At 72.4% G+C, this 17,731-nt stretch carries 14 protein-coding genes; 2 read left to right on the forward strand and 12 right to left on the reverse strand.

Annotated features, from left to right (window positions below):
- Positions 1–818: 818 nt before the first annotated feature.
- The 12 genes from tyrS to pheS all read right to left on the reverse strand — a co-directional run bounded on the left by tyrS (position 819) and on the right by pheS (position 15,787).
- Positions 819–2,087: a tyrosine--tRNA ligase gene (gene tyrS, locus ACZCAH_RS06245; RefSeq protein ID WP_464340262.1), complete on the reverse strand. Its 1,269-nt coding sequence runs from the start codon at positions 2,085–2,087 to the stop codon at positions 819–821.
- A 228-nt stretch (positions 2,088–2,315) separates the two neighbouring features.
- A complete protein-coding gene (gene argH, locus ACZCAH_RS06250; RefSeq protein WP_464340263.1) occupies positions 2,316–3,767 on the reverse strand; it encodes an argininosuccinate lyase in 1,452 nt (483 codons plus the stop codon).
- Complete coding sequence (locus ACZCAH_RS06255) at positions 3,764–4,996, reverse strand: argininosuccinate synthase (protein WP_464340264.1); 1,233 nt, start codon at positions 4,994–4,996, stop codon at positions 3,764–3,766. The genes argH and ACZCAH_RS06255 overlap by 4 nt, the downstream gene beginning before the upstream one ends.
- Before the next feature lie 76 nt (positions 4,997–5,072).
- Positions 5,073–5,627, reverse strand: a complete 555-nt coding sequence (locus ACZCAH_RS06260) for an arginine repressor (RefSeq protein WP_464340265.1) — start codon at positions 5,625–5,627, stop codon at positions 5,073–5,075.
- Positions 5,624–6,607 carry an ornithine carbamoyltransferase gene (argF, locus tag ACZCAH_RS06265; protein ID WP_464340266.1) on the reverse strand — a complete coding sequence of 328 codons (984 nt, stop codon included), beginning with the start codon at positions 6,605–6,607 and terminating at the stop codon, positions 5,624–5,626. The genes ACZCAH_RS06260 and argF overlap by 4 nt, the downstream gene beginning before the upstream one ends.
- Position 6,608: 1 nt before the next feature.
- Entirely contained in the window at positions 6,609–7,883 is a 1,275-nt protein-coding gene (locus ACZCAH_RS06270; protein ID WP_464340267.1) for an acetylornithine transaminase, read from the reverse strand.
- Positions 7,876–8,817, reverse strand: coding sequence for an acetylglutamate kinase (gene argB / locus ACZCAH_RS06275; protein WP_464340268.1), 942 nt, complete (start codon positions 8,815–8,817; stop codon positions 7,876–7,878). Before argB ends, ACZCAH_RS06270 begins: the two co-directional genes overlap by 8 nt.
- The gene (argJ, locus tag ACZCAH_RS06280; RefSeq protein WP_464340269.1) at positions 8,814–9,983 is read right to left on the reverse strand and encodes a bifunctional glutamate N-acetyltransferase/amino-acid acetyltransferase ArgJ; all 1,170 of its coding nucleotides are present in this window, start codon (positions 9,981–9,983) and stop codon (positions 8,814–8,816) included. The genes argB and argJ overlap by 4 nt, the downstream gene beginning before the upstream one ends.
- Before the next feature lie 76 nt (positions 9,984–10,059).
- A complete protein-coding gene (gene argC, locus ACZCAH_RS06285; protein WP_464340270.1) occupies positions 10,060–11,172 on the reverse strand; it encodes an N-acetyl-gamma-glutamyl-phosphate reductase in 1,113 nt (370 codons plus the stop codon).
- 234 nt (positions 11,173–11,406) lie between these two features.
- On the reverse strand, positions 11,407–11,955 hold the full coding sequence (locus ACZCAH_RS06290; protein ID WP_464340271.1) for a magnetosome magnetite crystal formation protein family: 549 nt from the start codon (positions 11,953–11,955) through the stop codon (positions 11,407–11,409).
- A 126-nt stretch (positions 11,956–12,081) separates the two neighbouring features.
- On the reverse strand, positions 12,082–14,679 hold the full coding sequence (gene pheT / locus ACZCAH_RS06295; RefSeq protein WP_464340272.1) for a phenylalanine--tRNA ligase subunit beta: 2,598 nt from the start codon (positions 14,677–14,679) through the stop codon (positions 12,082–12,084).
- A 1-nt stretch (position 14,680) separates the two neighbouring features.
- Entirely contained in the window at positions 14,681–15,787 is a 1,107-nt protein-coding gene (gene pheS, locus ACZCAH_RS06300) for a phenylalanine--tRNA ligase subunit alpha (RefSeq protein ID WP_464340273.1), read from the reverse strand.
- Between the two features lie 178 nt (positions 15,788–15,965).
- On the opposite strand from pheS, the gene ACZCAH_RS06305 reads away from it, so the two are divergent.
- Both ACZCAH_RS06305 and ACZCAH_RS06310 read left to right on the forward strand, forming a co-directional pair.
- Positions 15,966–17,066 (forward strand): S-(hydroxymethyl)mycothiol dehydrogenase, encoded by a 1,101-nt coding sequence (locus tag ACZCAH_RS06305; RefSeq protein WP_464340274.1) that lies wholly within the window; start codon positions 15,966–15,968, stop codon positions 17,064–17,066.
- Positions 17,063–17,683 carry an MBL fold metallo-hydrolase gene (locus tag ACZCAH_RS06310; RefSeq protein ID WP_329747625.1) on the forward strand — a complete coding sequence of 207 codons (621 nt, stop codon included), beginning with the start codon at positions 17,063–17,065 and terminating at the stop codon, positions 17,681–17,683. Before ACZCAH_RS06305 ends, ACZCAH_RS06310 begins: the two co-directional genes overlap by 4 nt.
- The last annotated feature ends 48 nt before the right edge of the window (positions 17,684–17,731 follow it).

Raw genomic sequence — 17,731 nt, forward strand, 5'->3', positions numbered from 1 at the left:
CAAACTCTCCATGAAAACATAGAAAAAATCCTGACAAACAACAAACAACCAGCATATAACTGCTAATTATCCGTATAAAATGTTTGCCAACTTAAAATATTGGCATCAACAAACAGACACGCTATTGAGCTATCAAGCAACACGCGCACATCGTCATCTCGCTGCTTCGCAGCTCGACTCCGAGGCACTTGCGCCGGCCGGTCAGACCGTCTGGCGACTTTTCTTTCGTCGTCCCGGCGCGAGTCACTACTCTAGCAGTTCTTCGCGGCCCGGTCCAACTCCGCTCGGTGTGTTCTGCGTCTCAGTCCGCTCGCGGCGCGATCGTCCCAGTGAGCAGCTCACCCGTCCGAGGTCCCGTTGTCTCCGGGGCTCCGGGTCAGCACTTCGTTCCCAGTCGATCCGCGCCGCTCTCCCGTAGAAGCTCTCGGCCCTTCTCGTCTGCGTCCTCGCTGCTGACAAGGGAAGACATTACGGGGATCCCAGGGGGTCGTCAAACCGCAGAATTCAGCCCCCGTTCACCCTCCATGCGAGCTATTAGCGCAGGTCAGATGCGCTATTGCTCGCCTCGGAAAGCGCTCGTTCACGCGAATGTGACCTGGATCTGAGAGCGGGGTCACCGCAGCCAACGCTTTCCCGGTGCCGGGGCCCCGAGGCGGAGCACGGCGCGTGATCCGGCGCCACGCAGATCGGGTGAACGGGGCACGGGTTCACGGAGAACGGAGAACGGAGAACGGGCCCCGGTCCCGCTCTCCGAGAGGAGTGCGGAGCCGAGGCCCGTTCAGGTGGTGCGGTGCTGGGGTGGACGCACCCGTCTCCGGTCAGCCGGCGAGGCGGACCATCGCGGCGTTCTTCTTGCCGCGGCGCAGAAGCAGATGCCCTCCCGGCAGGGTCGGCAGCTCCCCCACCTCGCGGGCGAGGTCGTCGGCCGACACCTTCTCGCCGTTCACCGATAGCCCACCCTCGTCGGCCCCGCGGCGAGCAGCGCCCTTGGACTGGACGATGCCGGCCTCCACGAAGGCGTCAGCGAGAGCGGCGGTGCGAGACAGCTCCGCGCCCGGCAGCTCCCGGGCGATCGCCCGCACCGTCGGCTCGTCGAGCTCGCGCACGTCTCCGCGACCGAACAGCACCGCAGCGGCCGCCTTGGCCTGGACGGTCGCCTGCTCCCCGTGCACCAACGAGGTCATGTCGTCGGCCAGCAGCTTCTGCGCCGTGCGCTGGTGCGAGGCCTCGGCAGTGACCCGCTCGAGCTCGGCCAGCTCGTCCTGCTGGCGGAAGGTGAAGAACCGCAGGTAGTTCATGACGTCCGCGTCTGCGGCGTTGAGCCAGAACTGATGGAAGGCATAGGGGCTGGTGAGCTCGGGGTCGAGCCAGACGGCGCCGCCCTCGCTCTTGCCGAACTTGGTCCCGTCGGCCTTAGTGACCAGGGGCGTGGTCATCGCGTGGACGTCGACCCCCTCGGTCTTGTGGATGAGGTCCACGCCCGAGAGCAGGTTGCCCCACTGGTCGTTACCGCCGTACTGGAGGGTCACGCCGTGCCGGCGGTGCAGCTCGAGGTAGTCCAGGCCCTGGAGCACCTGGTAGCTGAACTCGGTGTAGCTGATCCCCTCGTCGCTCGCGAGGCGCCGGGCGACGGTCTCCTTCGCGAGCATCGTGCCCATGCGGTAGTGCTTGCCGATGTCGCGCAGGAACTGCAGCGCGCTCATCTGCCCGATCCAGTCGAGGTTGTTCACCATCGTCACGCCGAACTCGCCCTCGAGATCGAGGAAGCGGGAGATCTGGTCGCGCAGGGACCCGACCCACCCGGCGACCACGGATTCGTCGTTCAGCACTCGCTCCCCCGACATGCGCGGATCGCCGATGAGGCCGGTGGCGCCTCCGACGAGCGCGAAGGGACGGTGCCCGGCGAGCTGGAAGCGGCGCATGGTGAGCACCTGGGTCAGGTGGCCGACGTGCAGGGACGACGCCGTCGGGTCGAACCCGCAATAGAGGCTGACCGGTCCGTCCGCGAGTGCGCGTCCGAGCGCCTCGCGCCCGGTGGTCTGCACGACGAGTCCTCGCCAGGCGAGCTCGTCCAGGACGGAATGCATCGATCAGGTCCTCTCAGGTCTCCGGTGACAGCCGGTCGGCCGCCGCGGTCATTCTCCCCCACTCGGTCGCGGCAGGGCGACGCGATATCGGAGGCGGTGTCCACGAAAGGGACGCGAGCGGCACACGACCTGCTCCGTGGCAGGGCAGGTGCCGCTCACGTCCCCGTCGTGGACAGAGGGGCGGGCCGGAACCGACGGTGCGACCGATGGCCCCGACCCGCCGCGTGCTCAGGCGCCGGCGGTCCCGCCGGTGAACCCGCGCAGCTCCGCGATCGCGGCCTCGAGGGCGTCGCCTTGCTCGGCGACCCGCACCGGGGCCGTCCCGCCCTTGGCATCGCGAGAAGCGACTGAGCCCTCGGCGGAGAGCACGTCCCGCACCGCGGGCGTGAGGTGCGCCGAGATGCCGGCCAGCTCCTCGTCGGTCAGGTCCCACAGCTCCACGTCCCGGGACTCCGCCTGCTTGACGCAGGCCCCGGAGATCTCGTGCGCCTCGCGGAAGGGCACGCCCTGACGGACCAGGAAGTCGGCGATGTCGGTCGCGAGGGAGAACCCCTGCGGCGCGAGCTCGGCCATCCGCTCCGTGTGGAAGGTCAGCGTCGCCATCATGCCGGTGAACGCGGGGAGCACCAGGTCCAGCGAGTCGACCTGATCGAACACCGGCTCCTTGTCCTCCTGCAGGTCCCGGTTGTAGGCGAGCGGCAGCGCCTTGAGGGTCGCGAGCAACCCCACGTGATCGCCGAGGATCCGCCCGGCCTTGCCGCGCGCCAGCTCGGCGATGTCCGGGTTCTTCTTCTGCGGCATGATCGAGGAGCCGGTGGAGAAGGCGTCGTCCAGGGTGATGAAGGAGAACTCCTTCGTGTTCCACAGGATGACCTCTTCGGCGAGGCGCGACACGTCGATCGCGATCATCGCCAGCGCGAAGGAGAACTCCGCCGTGAGATCGCGGGAGGCGGTGCCGTCGATCGAGTTCCACACCGAGTCCTCGAAGCCGAGCTCGGCGGCGACGGCCCGGGGATCCAGCCCGAGGCTCGATCCGGCCAGCGCCCCGGACCCGTACGGCGACACGGCCGCCCGGCGGTCCAGGTCCCGCAGGCGCTCCACGTCCCGCAGCAGCGGCCACGCGTGGGCCAGGAGGTGGTGGGCGAGCAGCAGCGGCTGGGCGTGCTGCAGATGGGTGCGGCCGGGCATGATCGCGTCGCCCGCCGCACGGGCCCGCTCGAGGAGGACGCTCGCGAGCGCGAGCACCTGGTCGCCGAGCTGTCGGGACTGGTCCCGGATGAACAGCCGGATGAGTGTCGCGATCTGGTCGTTGCGGGAGCGGCCGGCGCGGAGCTTGCCGCCGAGGGTCGCCCCGGCCCGCTCCACGAGACCCCGCTCGAGAGCGGTGTGCACGTCCTCGTCATCCTCCGCCGCGACGAAGGCGCCCGAGGCGACATCGGCGGCGAGGACGTCGAGCGCCTCCTGCATGCGCGCCAGTTCGTCCACGCTCAGCAGTCCCGCGGCATGCAGCACGTTCGCGTGCGCCTTCGAGCCGCGCAGGTCGTACTGGGCGAGCCGCCAGTCGAAATGGGTCGACTTGGAGAGGGCGGCGAGGGCGGCGGCCGGGCCGGAGCCGAAGCGCCCGCCCCACAGCGCGGCCGATGACGTCGGCTGGGACGCGGCGCCGTCCGCTGCCGTCACTTGGCGTCCTCGGCGTCGAGGTCCTCGCCGTTGCCGAAGGCGACGTCGCGGGCCGCGGCCTGCTTCGCGGCGAGGCCGTAGATGTCGATGAAGCCGCGGGCGCTGGCCTGGTCGAAGGTGTCGCCCTCGTCGTAGGTGGCGAGCTGGAAGTCGTACAGGCCGGTCTCGGTGCGGCGACCGGTCACGGTGGCGCGGCCGCCGTGCAGGGTCATGCGGATGTCGCCGGAGACGTAGCGCTGGGTGTCCTCGAGGAAGGCGTCGAGCGACTTCTTCAGCGGGGAGAACCACTGGCCGTCGTAGACCAGCTCGGTCCAGCGGTCTCCGACGGTGCGCTTGAAGCGGGCCTGCTCGCGCTCGAGGGTGACGCGCTCGAGCTCCTGGTGCGCGGTGATCAGGGTCATCGCGCCGGGTGCCTCGTAGACCTCGCGCGACTTGATGCCCACGAGACGGTCCTCGACGATGTCGATGCGGCCGATGCCCTGGGCACCGGCACGACGGTTGAGCTCCTGGATCGCCTCGAGCGGGGTGACCGCGCGGCCGTCGATCGCGACGGGCACGCCGCGCTCGAAGGAGATGACGACCTCGTCGGCGACCGGCGGGAAGGCCGGGTCGTCGGTGTAGCTGAAGACGTCCTTGGTGGGCTCGTTCCAGATGTCCTCGAGGAAGCCGGTTTCGATGGCGCGGCCCCACACGTTCTGGTCGATCGAGAAGGGGTTGTGCTTGGTGGTTGCGATCGGGAGGCCCTTGCGCTCGGCGTACTCGATGGCCTTGTCGCGGGTCAGCGCGAGGTCGCGGACGGGGGCGATGCACTTCAGCTCGGGGGCGAGGGAGGTGATCGAGACCTCGAAGCGGACCTGGTCGTTGCCCTTGCCGGTGCAGCCGTGGGCGACGGTGGTGGCGCCGTACTTCTTGGCGGCCTTGACCAGGTGCTTGGTGATCACCGGGCGGGAAATCGCCGAGACGTTCGGGTAGGCGTCCATGTAGAGCGCGTTCGCCTTCAGCGCGGGCATGCAGTACTCGTTCGCGAACTCGTCGCGGGCGTCGGCGACGTACGCCTCCACCGCGCCGCAGTCCAGGGCGCGCTGACGGATGACCTCGAGGTCCTCTCCGCCCTGGCCCACGTCGACCGCGCAGGCGATGACGTCGGCGCCGGTGGCGTCGTGGATCCAGCCGATGGCGACGGAGGTGTCGAGGCCGCCGGAGTAGGCGAGGACGATCTTCTCGGTCATGGGGAATGCTCCTGGTGCTGTGCGGTTCGGGGGTGGTTCGGGTGGTGGATCGGGGTCGTGCGGGGCGGTGCCCGGGTCAGCCGCCGACGGCGGGGGTGTCGTCGGCCGGGTCGCGGCGGCCGTCGGCGAGGTCGAGCAGACGCGCCGCGAGGCGGTCGCCGCCCTCCGGGTCCCGGGAGATCAGCAGCACGGTGTCGTCCCCGGCGATCGTACCCAGGACGTCGGGGAGGACCGAGCGGTCCAGCGCCGAGGCGAGATACTGCGCGGCGCCCGGCGGCGTGCGGACCACGACCAGGTTGCCGCTCGCCTCGGCGGAGACGAGCAGGCCCTCGGCCAGACGCGGCAGCCGCGCCTCGAGCAGCTCGCCGTCGGGGACCGTGCCGCCCTGCCGCATCGAGCCGCCCTCGGGCGGGACCCGGTAGACCAGGGAGCCGGAGGATCCCCGGACCTTCTCGGCCTGCAGCTCGACCAGGTCGCGGGACAGGGTCGCCTGGGTGACCTCGATGCCCTCCGAGGTCAGCAGCTGCGCGAGCAGGGACTGGGAGCCCACTTCCCGGTGGGTCAGCAGCTGCACGATCCGCTGCTGGCGGGAGGTCTTGGTCTGCGGGAGGGCGCGCCGGGCTTCGCTCATCGTCGGTCGAGGGGTCGCGCGTGCGTCGCCGTCGCCTCGTCGGGATGACGGAGCAGCCAGGTCAGCAGCGCCTTCTGCGCGTGCAGCCGGTTCTCCGCCTCGTCCCAGACGACGGAGCGGGGCCCGTCTATCACCGCGGCGGCGACCTCCTTGCCGCGGTAGGCGGGCAGGCAGTGGAGGAAGATGCCGCCCGAGAGCTCCATCAGCTCCTCGGTGACCTGGAAGCGATGGAAGGTCTCCTCGCCGCGCCCGGACTCGCCCTCCTGGCCCATCGACACCCAGGTGTCGGTGATGACCGCGGTGGCACCGCGCACCGCGGCCGCCGGGTCGTCGGTGATCAGCACCGAGCCCCCGGTGCGCTCGGCGATCGCCTCGGCGGCGCGCACGATCGAGGGCTCCGGCCGGTGGCCGACGGGGGCCGCGATGCGCACGTCCATCCCGGCGGTCACGCCGCCGAGCAGATAGGAGTGGGCCATGTTGTTCGCGCCGTCGCCGAGGTAGGCGAGGGAGCGCCCGGCGAGCGCGGGCCGGTCCCCCGGCGTGAGCCCGCCGGTGTGCTGGGCGATCGTCTGCAGGTCCGCGAGGATCTGGCAGGGGTGGAACTGATCGGTCAGGGCGTTGACCACGGGGACGCTCGCGTGCGCGGCCATCTCCTCGATCCGGTCCTGACCGAAGGTGCGCCACACGATCGCCGAGGCCATCCGGGTGAGGACCTTCGTGGTGTCGGCGATGGACTCGCCGCGGCCGAGCTGGCTGGATCCCGCCTCCATCACCAGCGGGCTGCCGCCGAGCTCGGCGACGCCCGTGGCGAAGGAGACCCGGGTGCGGGTCGAGGACTTGTCGAAGAGGATCGCGACGGTGCGGGGACCCTCGAGGGGTCGCTCGGCGAAGCGGTCCTCGGCCAGGCGCAGCGCGAGCGCGAGGACCTCCTTCTGCTCGGCGGGGTTGAGGTCATCGTCGCGCAGGAAGTGGCGGGGCATGTCATGCCTCCTTCGGGTCAGGCAGGGCGTCGAGCAGCGTGGGCAGGGCCTCGGCGAAGCCGCTCAGCTCCTCGGCGGTGATGATCAGGGGCGGGGCGAGACGGAGCGTCGACTCGTCCGGGGCGTTCACGATGAAGCCCGCGTCGAGGGCGGCCGCGGCGAGCTCCTTGGCGACCGGCCGGGCGAGACCGATACCGAGCAGGAGGCCGCTGCCGCGCACCTCGAGGATGTGCGGATGACCGAGCTCGAGGACCCGCTCGCGGAAGCCGGCGCCGACGGCGCGCACGTGCTCGAGGAGGGAGTCCTCGAGGATCGTGCCGAGCACGGCGAGCGCCGCGGCGCAGGCCAGCGGGTTTCCACCGAAGGTGGTGCCGTGCTGACCGGGCTGGAGCAGGTCGTGGGCCTGCGGGCCGAAGGCGATCACGGCGCCGATCGGGAATCCGCCGCCGAGCCCCTTGGCGAGGGTCATGACGTCGGGCTGGAGTCCCTCGACCGCCTGGTGGGCGAACCACTGACCGGTGCGGCCCACGCCCGTCTGGACCTCGTCGAGGACCATCAGCGCGCCGTGCTCCCGGGTCAGGCGGCGCACCGCGAGGAGGTACTCGGCCGAGAGCGGCCGGACCCCGGCCTCGCCCTGGATCGGCTCGGCGACCACCGCGGCGACGTCCCCCGCGGCGAGCGCGGCCTCGAGGGCATCCAGGTTCCCCGGCTCGAGGAACTCGACCCCGCCGGGCAGCGGTTCGAAGGGGGCGCGGTAGGCCTCCTTCGAGGTGAGCGCGAGGGCGCCCATGGTCCGGCCGTGGAAGGAGCCGGCGAGGGCGAGGATCCGCGGCCGTCCGGTGCGCCGGGCGATCTTGAAGGCCGCCTCGTTGGCCTCGGTGCCGGAGTTCGCGAAAAATACGCCCGAGCCGGCAGGGGCCGCGGCGAGCGTCAGCAGCTTCTCGGCGAGCTCGATCTGCGGGGCGCTCGCGAAGAAGTTCGAGACGTGTCCGAGCGTCTCCGCCTGCTTGGACAGCGCGGACAGCAGGGCGGGGTGGGCGTGGCCGAGGCTGTTCACGGCGATGCCGCCGAGCAGGTCGAGGTACTCCCTGCCGTCGGTGTCCCAGACACGGCAGCCGGCGCCGCGGGCGAGCACTCGCTGCGGGGTGCCGAAGACGGGCAGCAGGGCCTCGCGGTAGCGGGCACCGAGGTCACCGCTGCCGCCCTCCCCCGCCCCGGCGGAATGCGAGACCGCCCCGGTCGCGCCGGGCGCGCCGTTCTCGTGCTGCTCAGACATAGTCGTCCCTCCTCACCATGGTGCCCACGCCCTTGTCGGTGAACACCTCGAGCAGGAGCGCGTGGCCGATCCTGCCGTCGATCATCGCCGCCGTCCGCACGCCGGAGTCCACGGCGTCCAGGAGCGACTCGGCCTTGGGGATCATGCCCTCGGTCAGCGACGGCAGCATGGCCCGCAGATCGCTCGCCGGCAGTTCGGGGATCAGCGAGTCGCGGTCGGGCCAGTTCGCGTAGAGACCCTCGACGTCGGTGAGGACCACGAGCTTCTCGGCGTCGAGTCCCGCGGCGAGCGCCGCCGCGGCGAGGTCGGCGTTGATGTTGAGCACGGCGCCGGTGGGCTGCCCGTCCTCGTCGATCTCGGGGGCGATCGAGGAGACGACGGGGATCCGCCCGGCCTCGAGCAGGTCCCGGATGGATTCCGGCCGCACCTGGGTGACGGCGCCGACGTGCCCGAGATCGACCTCCTCCCCGTCGATGACCGCGCGGCGACGGCGCGCCGCGAACAGGCGGGCGTCCTCGCCGGACATGCCGATCGCCGAGGGCCCGTGCGCGTTGATGAGGCCGACGAGCTCGCGTCCCACCTGGCCCACGAGGACCATGCGCGCGATCTGCATGGTCTCCTCGTCGGTCACGCGCAGGCCCGCGCGGAACTCGGAGTCGATGCCGACGCGCTGCAGCATCGCGTTGATCTGCGGCCCGCCTCCGTGGACGACGACCACGTGGATGCCGGCCTGGCGCATGAAGACGACGTCGGCCGCGAAGGCACGGCGCAGGTCCTCGTCGATCATGGCGTTGCCGCCGTACTTGACGACGACGATCTTCCCGGCGAAGCGCTGCATCCAGGGCAGCGCCTCGATGAGGATCTCGGACTTCGCGTAGGCGTCGGCCTGGGCGGGCGTCAGCTCGGCGAGCGGGTTCTTGCCGGTGGAGCTCATGAGGAGTAGGCGCTGTTCTCTTCGACGTAGTCGTGGGTGAGGTCGTTGGTCCAGATGTCCGCGCTCGCAGAGCCCGCGCCGAGGTCCACCTCGATGAGGGTCTCTCGCGGGGCCATGTCGACCTCGGAGCGGTCGCGGTGGGCGCCGCCGCCGCGGCACACCTCGACGCCGTTGACGCTCACGGAGAGGTCCGCGACGTCGAAGGGGGCGACGGACTCGGGCACGCAGCCGGCGGCCGCGACGATCCGCCCCCAGTTGGGGTCGTTGCCGAAGATCGCGGCCTTGACCAGGTTGGAGCGGGCGATCTCGCGGGCGACGGCGAGCGCGGCCTCCTCGGAGGTCGCCGAGCGGACCACGACGTGCACGTCATGGCTCGCGCCCTCAGCGTCGGCGACCAGCTGCCGGGCGAGGTCGGCGCTCACCGCGCGGACCGCCTCGGCCAGCTCGTCCGCCGGCACGCTCACACCGCTCGCCCCGGAGGCCAGCAGGATCACCGTGTCGTTGGTGGACATGCAGGCGTCGGAGTCGACCCGATCGAAGGTGGTGCGGGTCGCCTCGCGGAGCGCCTGATCGGCGGTGGCCGCGTCGACGTCGGCGTCGGTGGTGAGGACCACGAGCATGGTCGCGAGCTGGGGGGCGAGCATGCCCGCACCCTTGGCCATGCCGCCGACGACGACGCCCGAGGGCAGCACGTGCTCGGCGGTCTTGGGCACGGAGTCGGTGGTCATGATCGCCCGGCTCGCGGCCGCGTCGACCTCCGAGCCGGTCCCGAGGGCGCCGACGGCGGCGTCCGCGCCGGCGAGCAACGGCTCCATCGGGAGCCGCTCGCCGATGAGGCCTGTCGAGCACACGAGCACGTCCTGCGCGGACACGTCGAGGAGCTCGGCCAGGTGCTCGGCGGCGCGGTGGGTGTCCTGGAAGCCCTCGGGGCCGGTGCAGGCGTTGGCACCGCCGGAGTTGAGGATCACGGCGCGGGCGCGGCCGTCGGCCACCGCCGTGCGCGACCACAGGACCGGGGCCGCCTGGACGCGGTTGGCGGTGAAGACGGCGGCGGCGGTGTCGCGCGGGCCATCGTTCACGACAAGGGCGAGATCCGGGGCGCCGGAGGCCTTGATCCCGGCGGCGAGGCCGGCGGCGCGGAAGCCGCGGGGGCGGGTGACGGACATGGATGGCTCCTGGGAGATGTGGATGCGGGGCGAGGACGGGCGGACGCCTGCGCGGGCGGGCGCCGGGAGGCGGACCTCAGGGGGCGAGGGCGGTGCGCGTGAGCCCGGTGGTCTCGGGCAGCCCGAGCGCCAGGTTGAGGGACTGCACCGCGGCACCGGCGGTGCCCTTGACCAGGTTGTCGAGGGCGCTGATCACGGTCGCCTGGCCACTGCGGCGATCTACGGCGGCGCTGATCCGCACCGTGTTCGCGCCGAGGACCTGCGCGGTGGCGGGGACCTGCCCTTCCTCGAGCACGGTGACGAAGTGCTCGCCGGCGTAGTCGGAGGCGAGGGCATCGAGCAGGTCGGTGCTCGTGGTGCCGGGGTCGACCGGAGAGGTGCACACCGCGAGGATGCCGCGGCTCATGGGCACGAGCACCGGGGTGAAGGTGAGCCGGCGGGTCTCGTCGGGGCCTGCGGCGCGGCGGAGGTTCTGCAGGATCTCCGGGATGTGGCGGTGGGTGCCGCCCACTCCGTAGGGCGTCGCGCCGCCGTGCGCCTCGGAGAACAGCAGGTGCTGCTTGGGGCTGCGACCCGCGCCGGAGTAGCCCACGGGGAGCACGGCGCCGAGCGCGGTCGCGTCCAGCAGCCCGGCGCGGACCAGCGGCGCGAGAGCGAGGGTGACGGCGGTGGCGTTGCAGCCGGGAACGGCGATCTCGCGGGAGGCGGCGAGCAGCTCCCGCTGGGTGGGGCCCCCGGCGAGGGGCAGCTCGGGCATGCCGTAGGTCCAGGTGCCGGAGTGCTCGCTGCCGTAGTAGTCCGCCCAGTCCTCGGCGCTCTCGAGGCGGTGATCGGCGCCCAGGTCGAGGACGAGCACCTCCGGGTCCTCGGCGCGCAGGGCGGCGCTGATCGCCCCGGACTGGCCGTGGGGCAGGGCGAGCACCACGACGTCGTGACCCCGGAGCGTCTCCACGCTCGTCTCCTGCAGGACGAGGTCGCCGCCGAGGTCGAGATGCGGGGCGACCTCGGAGAGTCGCCGGCCCGCGCTCGAGTGGGCGGTGACGGTCACGACCTCGAGTCCGGGATGCCCAGCGAGGAGGCGCAGGGTCTCCCCGCCCGCGTACCCGGAGGCGCCGACGACGGCGACGCGCGGTCGGGCCGCTCCGGAGGCGGGGCTCGCGGGCGTGGGGATGCTGAGATGCTCGGGCATGCGGAAAGTCTATACACACTTCTGCATGACTAGCCAGTTGGTCCGCGGCGGACGGCCGAGTCAGCACGGCCTCCGGATCGACCGCCCTCGTGACCGGGGCCCCGTTCGCCCGCCGGCACCCGGTGACGGGCAGGGTGGGGCCGCCTCGAACCCGCTCCGCCCTCCTGCGGTCTGGCGCCCGCTCGCGTCGCCGCCGCGGGCTTCGCGAGCCTGGTCACCGGCGGCCGGCGCGCATCAGCGGGATCCGTCTCGCGCCCCGCGGAGGAACGGGATCACGGGGAGGCGGACCCGCGCGCCCTTGTTCGCCTGCACGGTGCCGACGATCGCATAGACCAGCTGCAGCAGGCCGAGGACGAGGTACAGCCCGAGCAGCGTGAACACGATCCCGGTCATGACCGGGATGAAGCGCACGCCGTCGCCCGTGGCCGAGGGCTCGCCGGTGAGGGCGGCGATCGTCAGGGCGACGGCCATGAGCACGGGCCAGCACAGCTGGGTCAGCCCCCAGTTCGCGGCGCGCACCCCGTTCTCGGCGGCGAGGCCGCCGTGGCGGCGCTGTCGCAGGCCGACGACGAGCTGTGCCAGCCCCGCGACGAGCACGTTGACGAAGGGGATGGGGACGTAGGCGAGGAAGCCGAGCGCCCAGGCGACCGTGCCGTTCCGCGGGGTCGCGGGAGGGGGCGCCGGCGCTGTCGCGCCCGGAGGTGTCGCCGCCGGTCCGTGCGGGCTCGGTCCATGGGGGCTCGGTCCATGGGGGCTCGGTCCGGGGATGTTCTCGGCGTCCATGCCACGACCCTATCGACTCGAGACAGGCCGAGGGCCGCCCGCCGGACTGCCGGCGGACGACCCTCGGGCCTCCGTGGCGGCCGAGCGATGCCCGCCCTCGAGGGAGGGCTGGCACCGCTCATGCGCTCAGGCGCGCAGCACGCCGCCGACGGCGCTCTCGACCGCGGCGATGATCCGTGTCCGGGTCTCGCCGATCTGCTCGGCGGTCAGTGTGCCCTCGGTCGAGCGGAGCCGCACGGCGATCGCGAGCGACTTCTTGTCCGCGCCGATCTGATCGCCGCGGAAGACGTCGAACAGGTGCACCCGCTCGGCGAGGTCCCCGGCGCCGACCAGCACCGCGGCCTCGACGGCGCTCGCGGGCACCGACTCCTCGACCACGAAGGCGAAGTCCTCCTTCGCCGGCGGGTAGGTGGGCACGGGCTCGGCGCGCACCACCGCGGGGGCGGCGGCGATCACGGCCTCGAGGTCGAGCTCGAGGGCCGCGGTGCGGGCCGGGAGTCCGAACTCCTTGATCACGGCGGGGTGCAGCTCGCCGGCGGCGCCGACCACGGTGCTCTCCCCGTCGGTGGTCACGACGCGCAGCTCGGCGCCGCGGCCCGGGTGGAAGGGGGCGCGCTCAACCTGGCGCACCTCGAGCTCGGCGCCGACGGCGGCAGCCGTCCGGCGGGCGAGGTCGAGGGCGTCGGCCCAGCCCCACGGGGCGGGATCGCCCTGCCAGGACGCGGGCCCCGAGGTGCCGCCGAGGACAGCGGCGAGCGCACCCGTCTGCTCGGGCAGCGCGGCGAGGATCGCCTCGAGCTCCTGCTCGCTCGGCCGCTCAGCGGGAGCGGGCACCGGGGCGGCTCCCCCGGCGCGGGCCCGGAACACGGAGCCGCGCTGGAGAATCGCGACCGCTTCCTCGCCGCGTCCCAGGTTCCGCCTCGCGACGGGCAGGAGGGTCTGCAGCAGCTCCGAGCGCAGCAGCGGCTCGTCCTCGGCGAGGGGGTTGAGGATCCGCACGGCCTCGCGGCGCGCATCGTCCGTCGGGTAGCGGAGCCGGTCGTGGATGGCCGGAGCGACGAACGGGGCGGAGTTCACCTCGACGAGTCCTGCCTCGGCGAGGGCGCGACGGGCCGCACGGCGGCCGCGCTGGGCGGTGGTGAGACCGCGTCCACCGGGCGCGGTGGGCAGCTGCGAGGGGATCTCGGCGTAGCCCACGAGGCGCGCGATCTCCTCGACGAGGTCCTCGCGGATTCTCAGGTCCGGCCGCCAGATCGGCGGGGTGACCACCAGCTGGTCCTCGCCCTCGCGAGCGACGGTGCAGCCGATCGCCTCGAGGGAGGAGACGACCTGCTCGTCGGTGTAGGCGATGCCCACGACCCGCTCCGCGTCGCGCAGACCGGCGGTGATCGGCGCGGGCTCGGTGACCGTGCCCTCGTCGGTGACCCGCTCGGACACGGTGCCGCCGCCGTGCTCGACGATCAGCTGGGCGGCGCGGTGCGCGGCGATCAGCGGGAGCTGCGGGTCCACGCCGCGCTCAAAGCGCTTGGACGCCTCGGAGGGCAGGCGATGCCGGCGCGCGGTGCGGGCCACGGTGACCGGGTCGAAGGTCGCGGCCTCGAGCACGATGCTCGTGGTCGTGGCCGAGACCTCGGTGTCGGCGCCGCCCATGACGCCCGCGAGACCCAGCACGCGGTCGCCCGCTGCGCCGCCGGCGTCGGTGATCAGCAGGTCCTCGGGGTCGAGGGTCCGCTCCACGTCGTCGAGCGTGGTGAGCTTCTCGCCCGTCCGGGCGCGGCGCACGATGATCGGGGCGACCAGCTGCTCCGCGTCGTAGGCGTGCAGCGGCTGGCCGAGGTCGAGCATCACGTAGTTGGTGACGTCGACGATCAGGGAGATCGGGCGCATCCCGGCGAGGGTGAGCCGGCGCGCCATCCAGCGCGGGGTCTGTGCGGCGGGGTCCACCCCCGTGACCTCGAGGGCGACGAAGCGGGTGCAGCCCGCCGCGCCGTTCACCGGCGTCCCGTCGGCGAGCTGGACCGGCACCCCGCCGGCCTCGGTCGCGGTGATCGGGACCGCAGACACGGGGTCGGTGAAGGCCGCGCCGGTCGCGTGGCCGTACTCACGCGCCACGCCCCGCATCGAGAAGCAATAGCCGCGGTCGGGGGTCACGTTGATCTCGACGACCTCGTCCGCGAGGCCCAGCAGGGCGATCGCATCGTCGCCCGGCTCGGCGGTCAGGCCCCGCGCGTGGCCGCGGCCGAGCACGATGATGCCGTCCTCACCCTCGGGGTCGGGGCCCAGCCCGAGTTCGTCCCCAGAGCAGATCATGCCGTCGGAGGTGTGGCCGTAGGTCTTCCGCGCGGCGATCGCGAAGTCGCCGGGCAGCACCGTGCCGGGCAGGGAGACGACCACGAGGTCGCCCGCGACGAAGTTGTGCGCGCCGCAGATGATGCCGCGGCTCGGGCGCTCCTCGCCGGGCTGCGGGTCCTTCGGGTCGTCAAGATCCTCGTTGTGCTCGGGGCCGACGTCCACGCGCACCCAGTTGATCGTCTTGCCGTTCTTCTGCGGCTCCTTGACGAGCTCGAGCACGCGGCCGACGACGAGCGGGCCGGTCACCTGCGCGCCGAAGATCGCCTCCTCCTCGAGGCCGACGCGGGAGAGGTCGGTGGCGACCTCGAGCGCGGAGGCGGTGGCGGGCAGCTCGACGTGCTCGCCGAGCCAGGTCAGGGGAATGCGCGGCATCTCAGATCTCCGTCCCGTAGTGCTGGGAGAAGCGGACGTCGCCCTCCACCATGTCGCGCATGTCCGCGACGCCGTTGCGCAGCATGAGGATGCGCTCGATGCCGAGGCCGAAGGCGAAGCCCTGGTACTCCTCGGGGTCGACCCCGGCCGCGCGCAGCACGTTCGGGTGGACCATGCCGCAGCCGCCCATCTCGATCCAGCCGGTGCCGCCGCAGACCCGGCACTCCGGGTCCGCGTCGTGGTCCAGTCCGAGCCGGGCGTCGCAGCGGAAGCAGCGGAAGTCCATCTCGGCGCTGGGCTCGGTGAAGGGGAAGTGGTTGGGGCGCAGGCGCGTGATCGGCGCGCCGCCGAAGAGGTGCGCTGCCAGCGCGTCGAGGGTGCCGACGAGGTTCGCCATGGTCAGGTCCTTGTCGATCGCGAGCCCCTCGACCTGGTTGAACATCGGCGAGTGGGTCGCGTCGATCTCGTCGGCCCGGTAGACGGTGCCGGGGCACGCGATGTACAGCGGCGCGCCGCGCTCGAGCATGGCGCGGATCTGCACCGGGGAGGTCTGGGTGCGCAGCAGCATCCCGGAGTCCTCGGGCGCGAGGTAGAGGGTGTCCTGCAGCGAGCGGGAGGGATGCTCCGCATCCGCGTTCAGGGCGTCGAAGTTCAGCCAGGCCGACTCCGCCTCCGGCCCCTCGGCGATCTCCCAGCCGATCCCGACGAAGAAGTCCTCGATCCGCTCGGTGAGGGTCCACAGCGGGTGGGCGGCACCGCGCGGCCGACGGTCCGTCGGCAGCGTCATGTCGACGGTCTCCGCGGCGAGCGCCGCCTCCTCCTCGGCGGCGGCGAGCTCGCCCTGGCGGGCGGCGAGGGCCTGCTGCACGCGGCCCTTGCCCTGCCCGACGAGCTTGCCGGCGGCGGCCTTCTGGTCCTTGGGCAGGTCCTTGATGGCGCGGTTCGCGGTGCTCAGCACGCTCGCGTCGCCCACGTGGTCGATGCGGACCTGCTTCAGGGTCGCGGTGTCGGGGGCCGCGGCGATCGCGGCGAGCGCGGCGTCGACGGCGGCGGTGATCGCCTGCTCGTCGAGCACGGGCGCGTCGGGCGCGGGGGATGTCTCGGACACGGGTATCGCTCTCATCCGTCGGATCGGGAGGCGCCCGACGGCGATCGCGGGCACCGCGGACCATTCTAGGAGGGATGGGCGTGCGTGCTCGCCGAGGGCCGCCGACGCCGAGGCCGCAGGCTCCACGGCCGTTTCGTCGCTAGGCTGAGCGGGACCCCGTTCCTCGAAGGAGGCCAGCATGTCCTGGACCGTGAAGGGCGTCGTCGCCCTCGCTGAGAAGCAGCCCGCCGAGCTCGTCGACATCGTGATCCCGGACCCCGGTCCGCACGACGTCGTCGTCGACATCCAGGCGACCGGCGTGTGCCACACCGACCTCGCCTATCGCGACGGCGGCATCAACGACGAGTTCCCGTTCCTCCTCGGCCACGAGTCCGCGGGCCGCGTCGCCGTGGTGGGTGAGAGCGTCACCCACGTCGAGGTCGGCGACTACGTGGTCCTGAACTGGCGGGCCGTGTGCGGGCAGTGCCGCGCCTGCCGGAAGGGCGTGCCGCAGTACTGCTTCGCGACGCACAACGCCTCCCAGCCCATGACCCTCGCCGACGGCACGGTGCTCACCGCGGCCCTCGGCATCGGCTCCTTCGCCGAGAAGACCCTGGTCCACGAGGGCCAGTGCACGAAGGTCTCCGAGGACGCCCCCGCGGAGGTCGCGGGCCTGCTCGGCTGCGGCGTGATGGCCGGTATCGGCGCCGCGATCAACACCGGCGCCGTGCAGCGCGGCGAATCGATCGCCGTCATCGGCCTCGGCGGCGTGGGCTGCGCCGCGATCGCCGGGGCGCGGCTCGCGGGCGCGACCACGATCATCGCCCTCGACGTCGACGAGAAGAAGCTGGCCGCCGCGACGGATCTCGGCGCGACGCACACCCTCCACACCGCGGGGCTCTCCCCGCAGGAGGTCGCGGAGAAGGTCCAGGAGCTCACCGGAGGCTTCGGCGCCGACGTGGTGGTCGACGCCGTCGGTATCCCGCAGACCTACGAGACCGCCTTCTACGCTCGCGACCTCGCCGGCCGCGTGGTCCTCGTGGGCGTCCCCCGCCCCGGCGTGGAGATCACCCTCCCGCTGCTGGACGTCTTCGGCCGCGGCGGCGCGCTGAAGTCCTCCTGGTACGGCGACTGCCTGCCGGAGCGGGACTTCCCCTACCTCATCGACCTCTTCCTGCAGGGACGCCTGCCGCTGGACCGCTTCGTCACCGGCCGCACCGACCTCGCCGGCGTCGATCAGGCGCTGTCCTCGCTGCACGAGGGCGAGACCCTGCGCACCGTGGTGGAGGTGGCCCGATGACCGCCCGCCTCGACCACACCACCACCTCCGGCACCTTCAGCCTCGACGGCGAGACCTTCGACGTCGAGAACAACGTGTGGGTGCTCGGCGACGACGAGCAGTGCGTGGTCTTCGACGCCCCGCACGACGTGGACGCCGTCGAGGCGCTCGTCGGCGACCGGGAGTGCGTGGGCATCCTGCTCACCCACGCCCATGACGACCACGTGCGCTTCGCCCCCGAGCTGTCCACCGCGCTCGAGGCGCCGATCCTGCTGAACCCGGCCGACGCCGAGCTGTGGCGGCTCACCCACGGCGACCTGCCCTGGGACGACGAGGTCGCCGACGGCGACATGTTCTCCATCGCCGGTGTGGACGTCGAGGCGATGCACACCCCAGGCCACTCCCCCGGCTCGACCTGCTACTACATCGAGGCGCTCGGGGCGGTGCTCACCGGCGACACTCTCTTCCAGGGCGGGCCCGGCGCGACCGGCCGCTCCTTCTCCTCGCGGGAGACGATCGAGGAGTCGATCCGGGAGCGGCTCTTCGCCCTGCCCGCCGAGACCGTGGTGCACACCGGCCACGGCCCCGACACCACCATCGGCGCGGAGCAGGAGGCGGCGCGCGGCGACTGGCTCTGAGTCTGCCCTGCTGCATCGCAGGACGCGAGCGGGGGGGGGGGGGGGGGG

This window comes from Brachybacterium sp. B718/18 (assembly GCF_055454375.1).

Bases quoted from the DNA above. Each gene is read 5' to 3' on its own strand.
- tyrS (WP_464340262.1), bottom strand. From the start codon at position 2,087: ATGCATTCCGTCCTGGACGAGCTCGCCTGGCGAGGACTCGTCGTGCAG.
- ACZCAH_RS06255 (WP_464340264.1), bottom strand. From the start codon at position 4,996: ATGACCGAGAAGATCGTCCTCGCCTACTCCGGCGGCCTCGACACCTCC.
- ACZCAH_RS06260 (WP_464340265.1), bottom strand. From the start codon at position 5,627: ATGAGCGAAGCCCGGCGCGCCCTCCCGCAGACCAAGACCTCCCGCCAG.
- argF (WP_464340266.1), bottom strand. From the start codon at position 6,607: ATGCCCCGCCACTTCCTGCGCGACGATGACCTCAACCCCGCCGAGCAG.
- ACZCAH_RS06270 (WP_464340267.1), bottom strand. From the start codon at position 7,883: ATGTCTGAGCAGCACGAGAACGGCGCGCCCGGCGCGACCGGGGCGGTC.
- argB (WP_464340268.1), bottom strand. From the start codon at position 8,817: ATGAGCTCCACCGGCAAGAACCCGCTCGCCGAGCTGACGCCCGCCCAG.
- argJ (WP_464340269.1), bottom strand. From the start codon at position 9,983: ATGTCCGTCACCCGCCCCCGCGGCTTCCGCGCCGCCGGCCTCGCCGCC.
- argC (WP_464340270.1), bottom strand. From the start codon at position 11,172: ATGCCCGAGCATCTCAGCATCCCCACGCCCGCGAGCCCCGCCTCCGGA.
- ACZCAH_RS06290 (WP_464340271.1), bottom strand. From the start codon at position 11,955: ATGGACGCCGAGAACATCCCCGGACCGAGCCCCCATGGACCGAGCCCC.
- pheT (WP_464340272.1), bottom strand. From the start codon at position 14,679: ATGCCGCGCATTCCCCTGACCTGGCTCGGCGAGCACGTCGAGCTGCCC.
- ACZCAH_RS06305 (WP_464340274.1), top strand. From the start codon at position 15,966: ATGTCCTGGACCGTGAAGGGCGTCGTCGCCCTCGCTGAGAAGCAGCCC.
- ACZCAH_RS06310 (WP_329747625.1), top strand. From the start codon at position 17,063: ATGACCGCCCGCCTCGACCACACCACCACCTCCGGCACCTTCAGCCTC.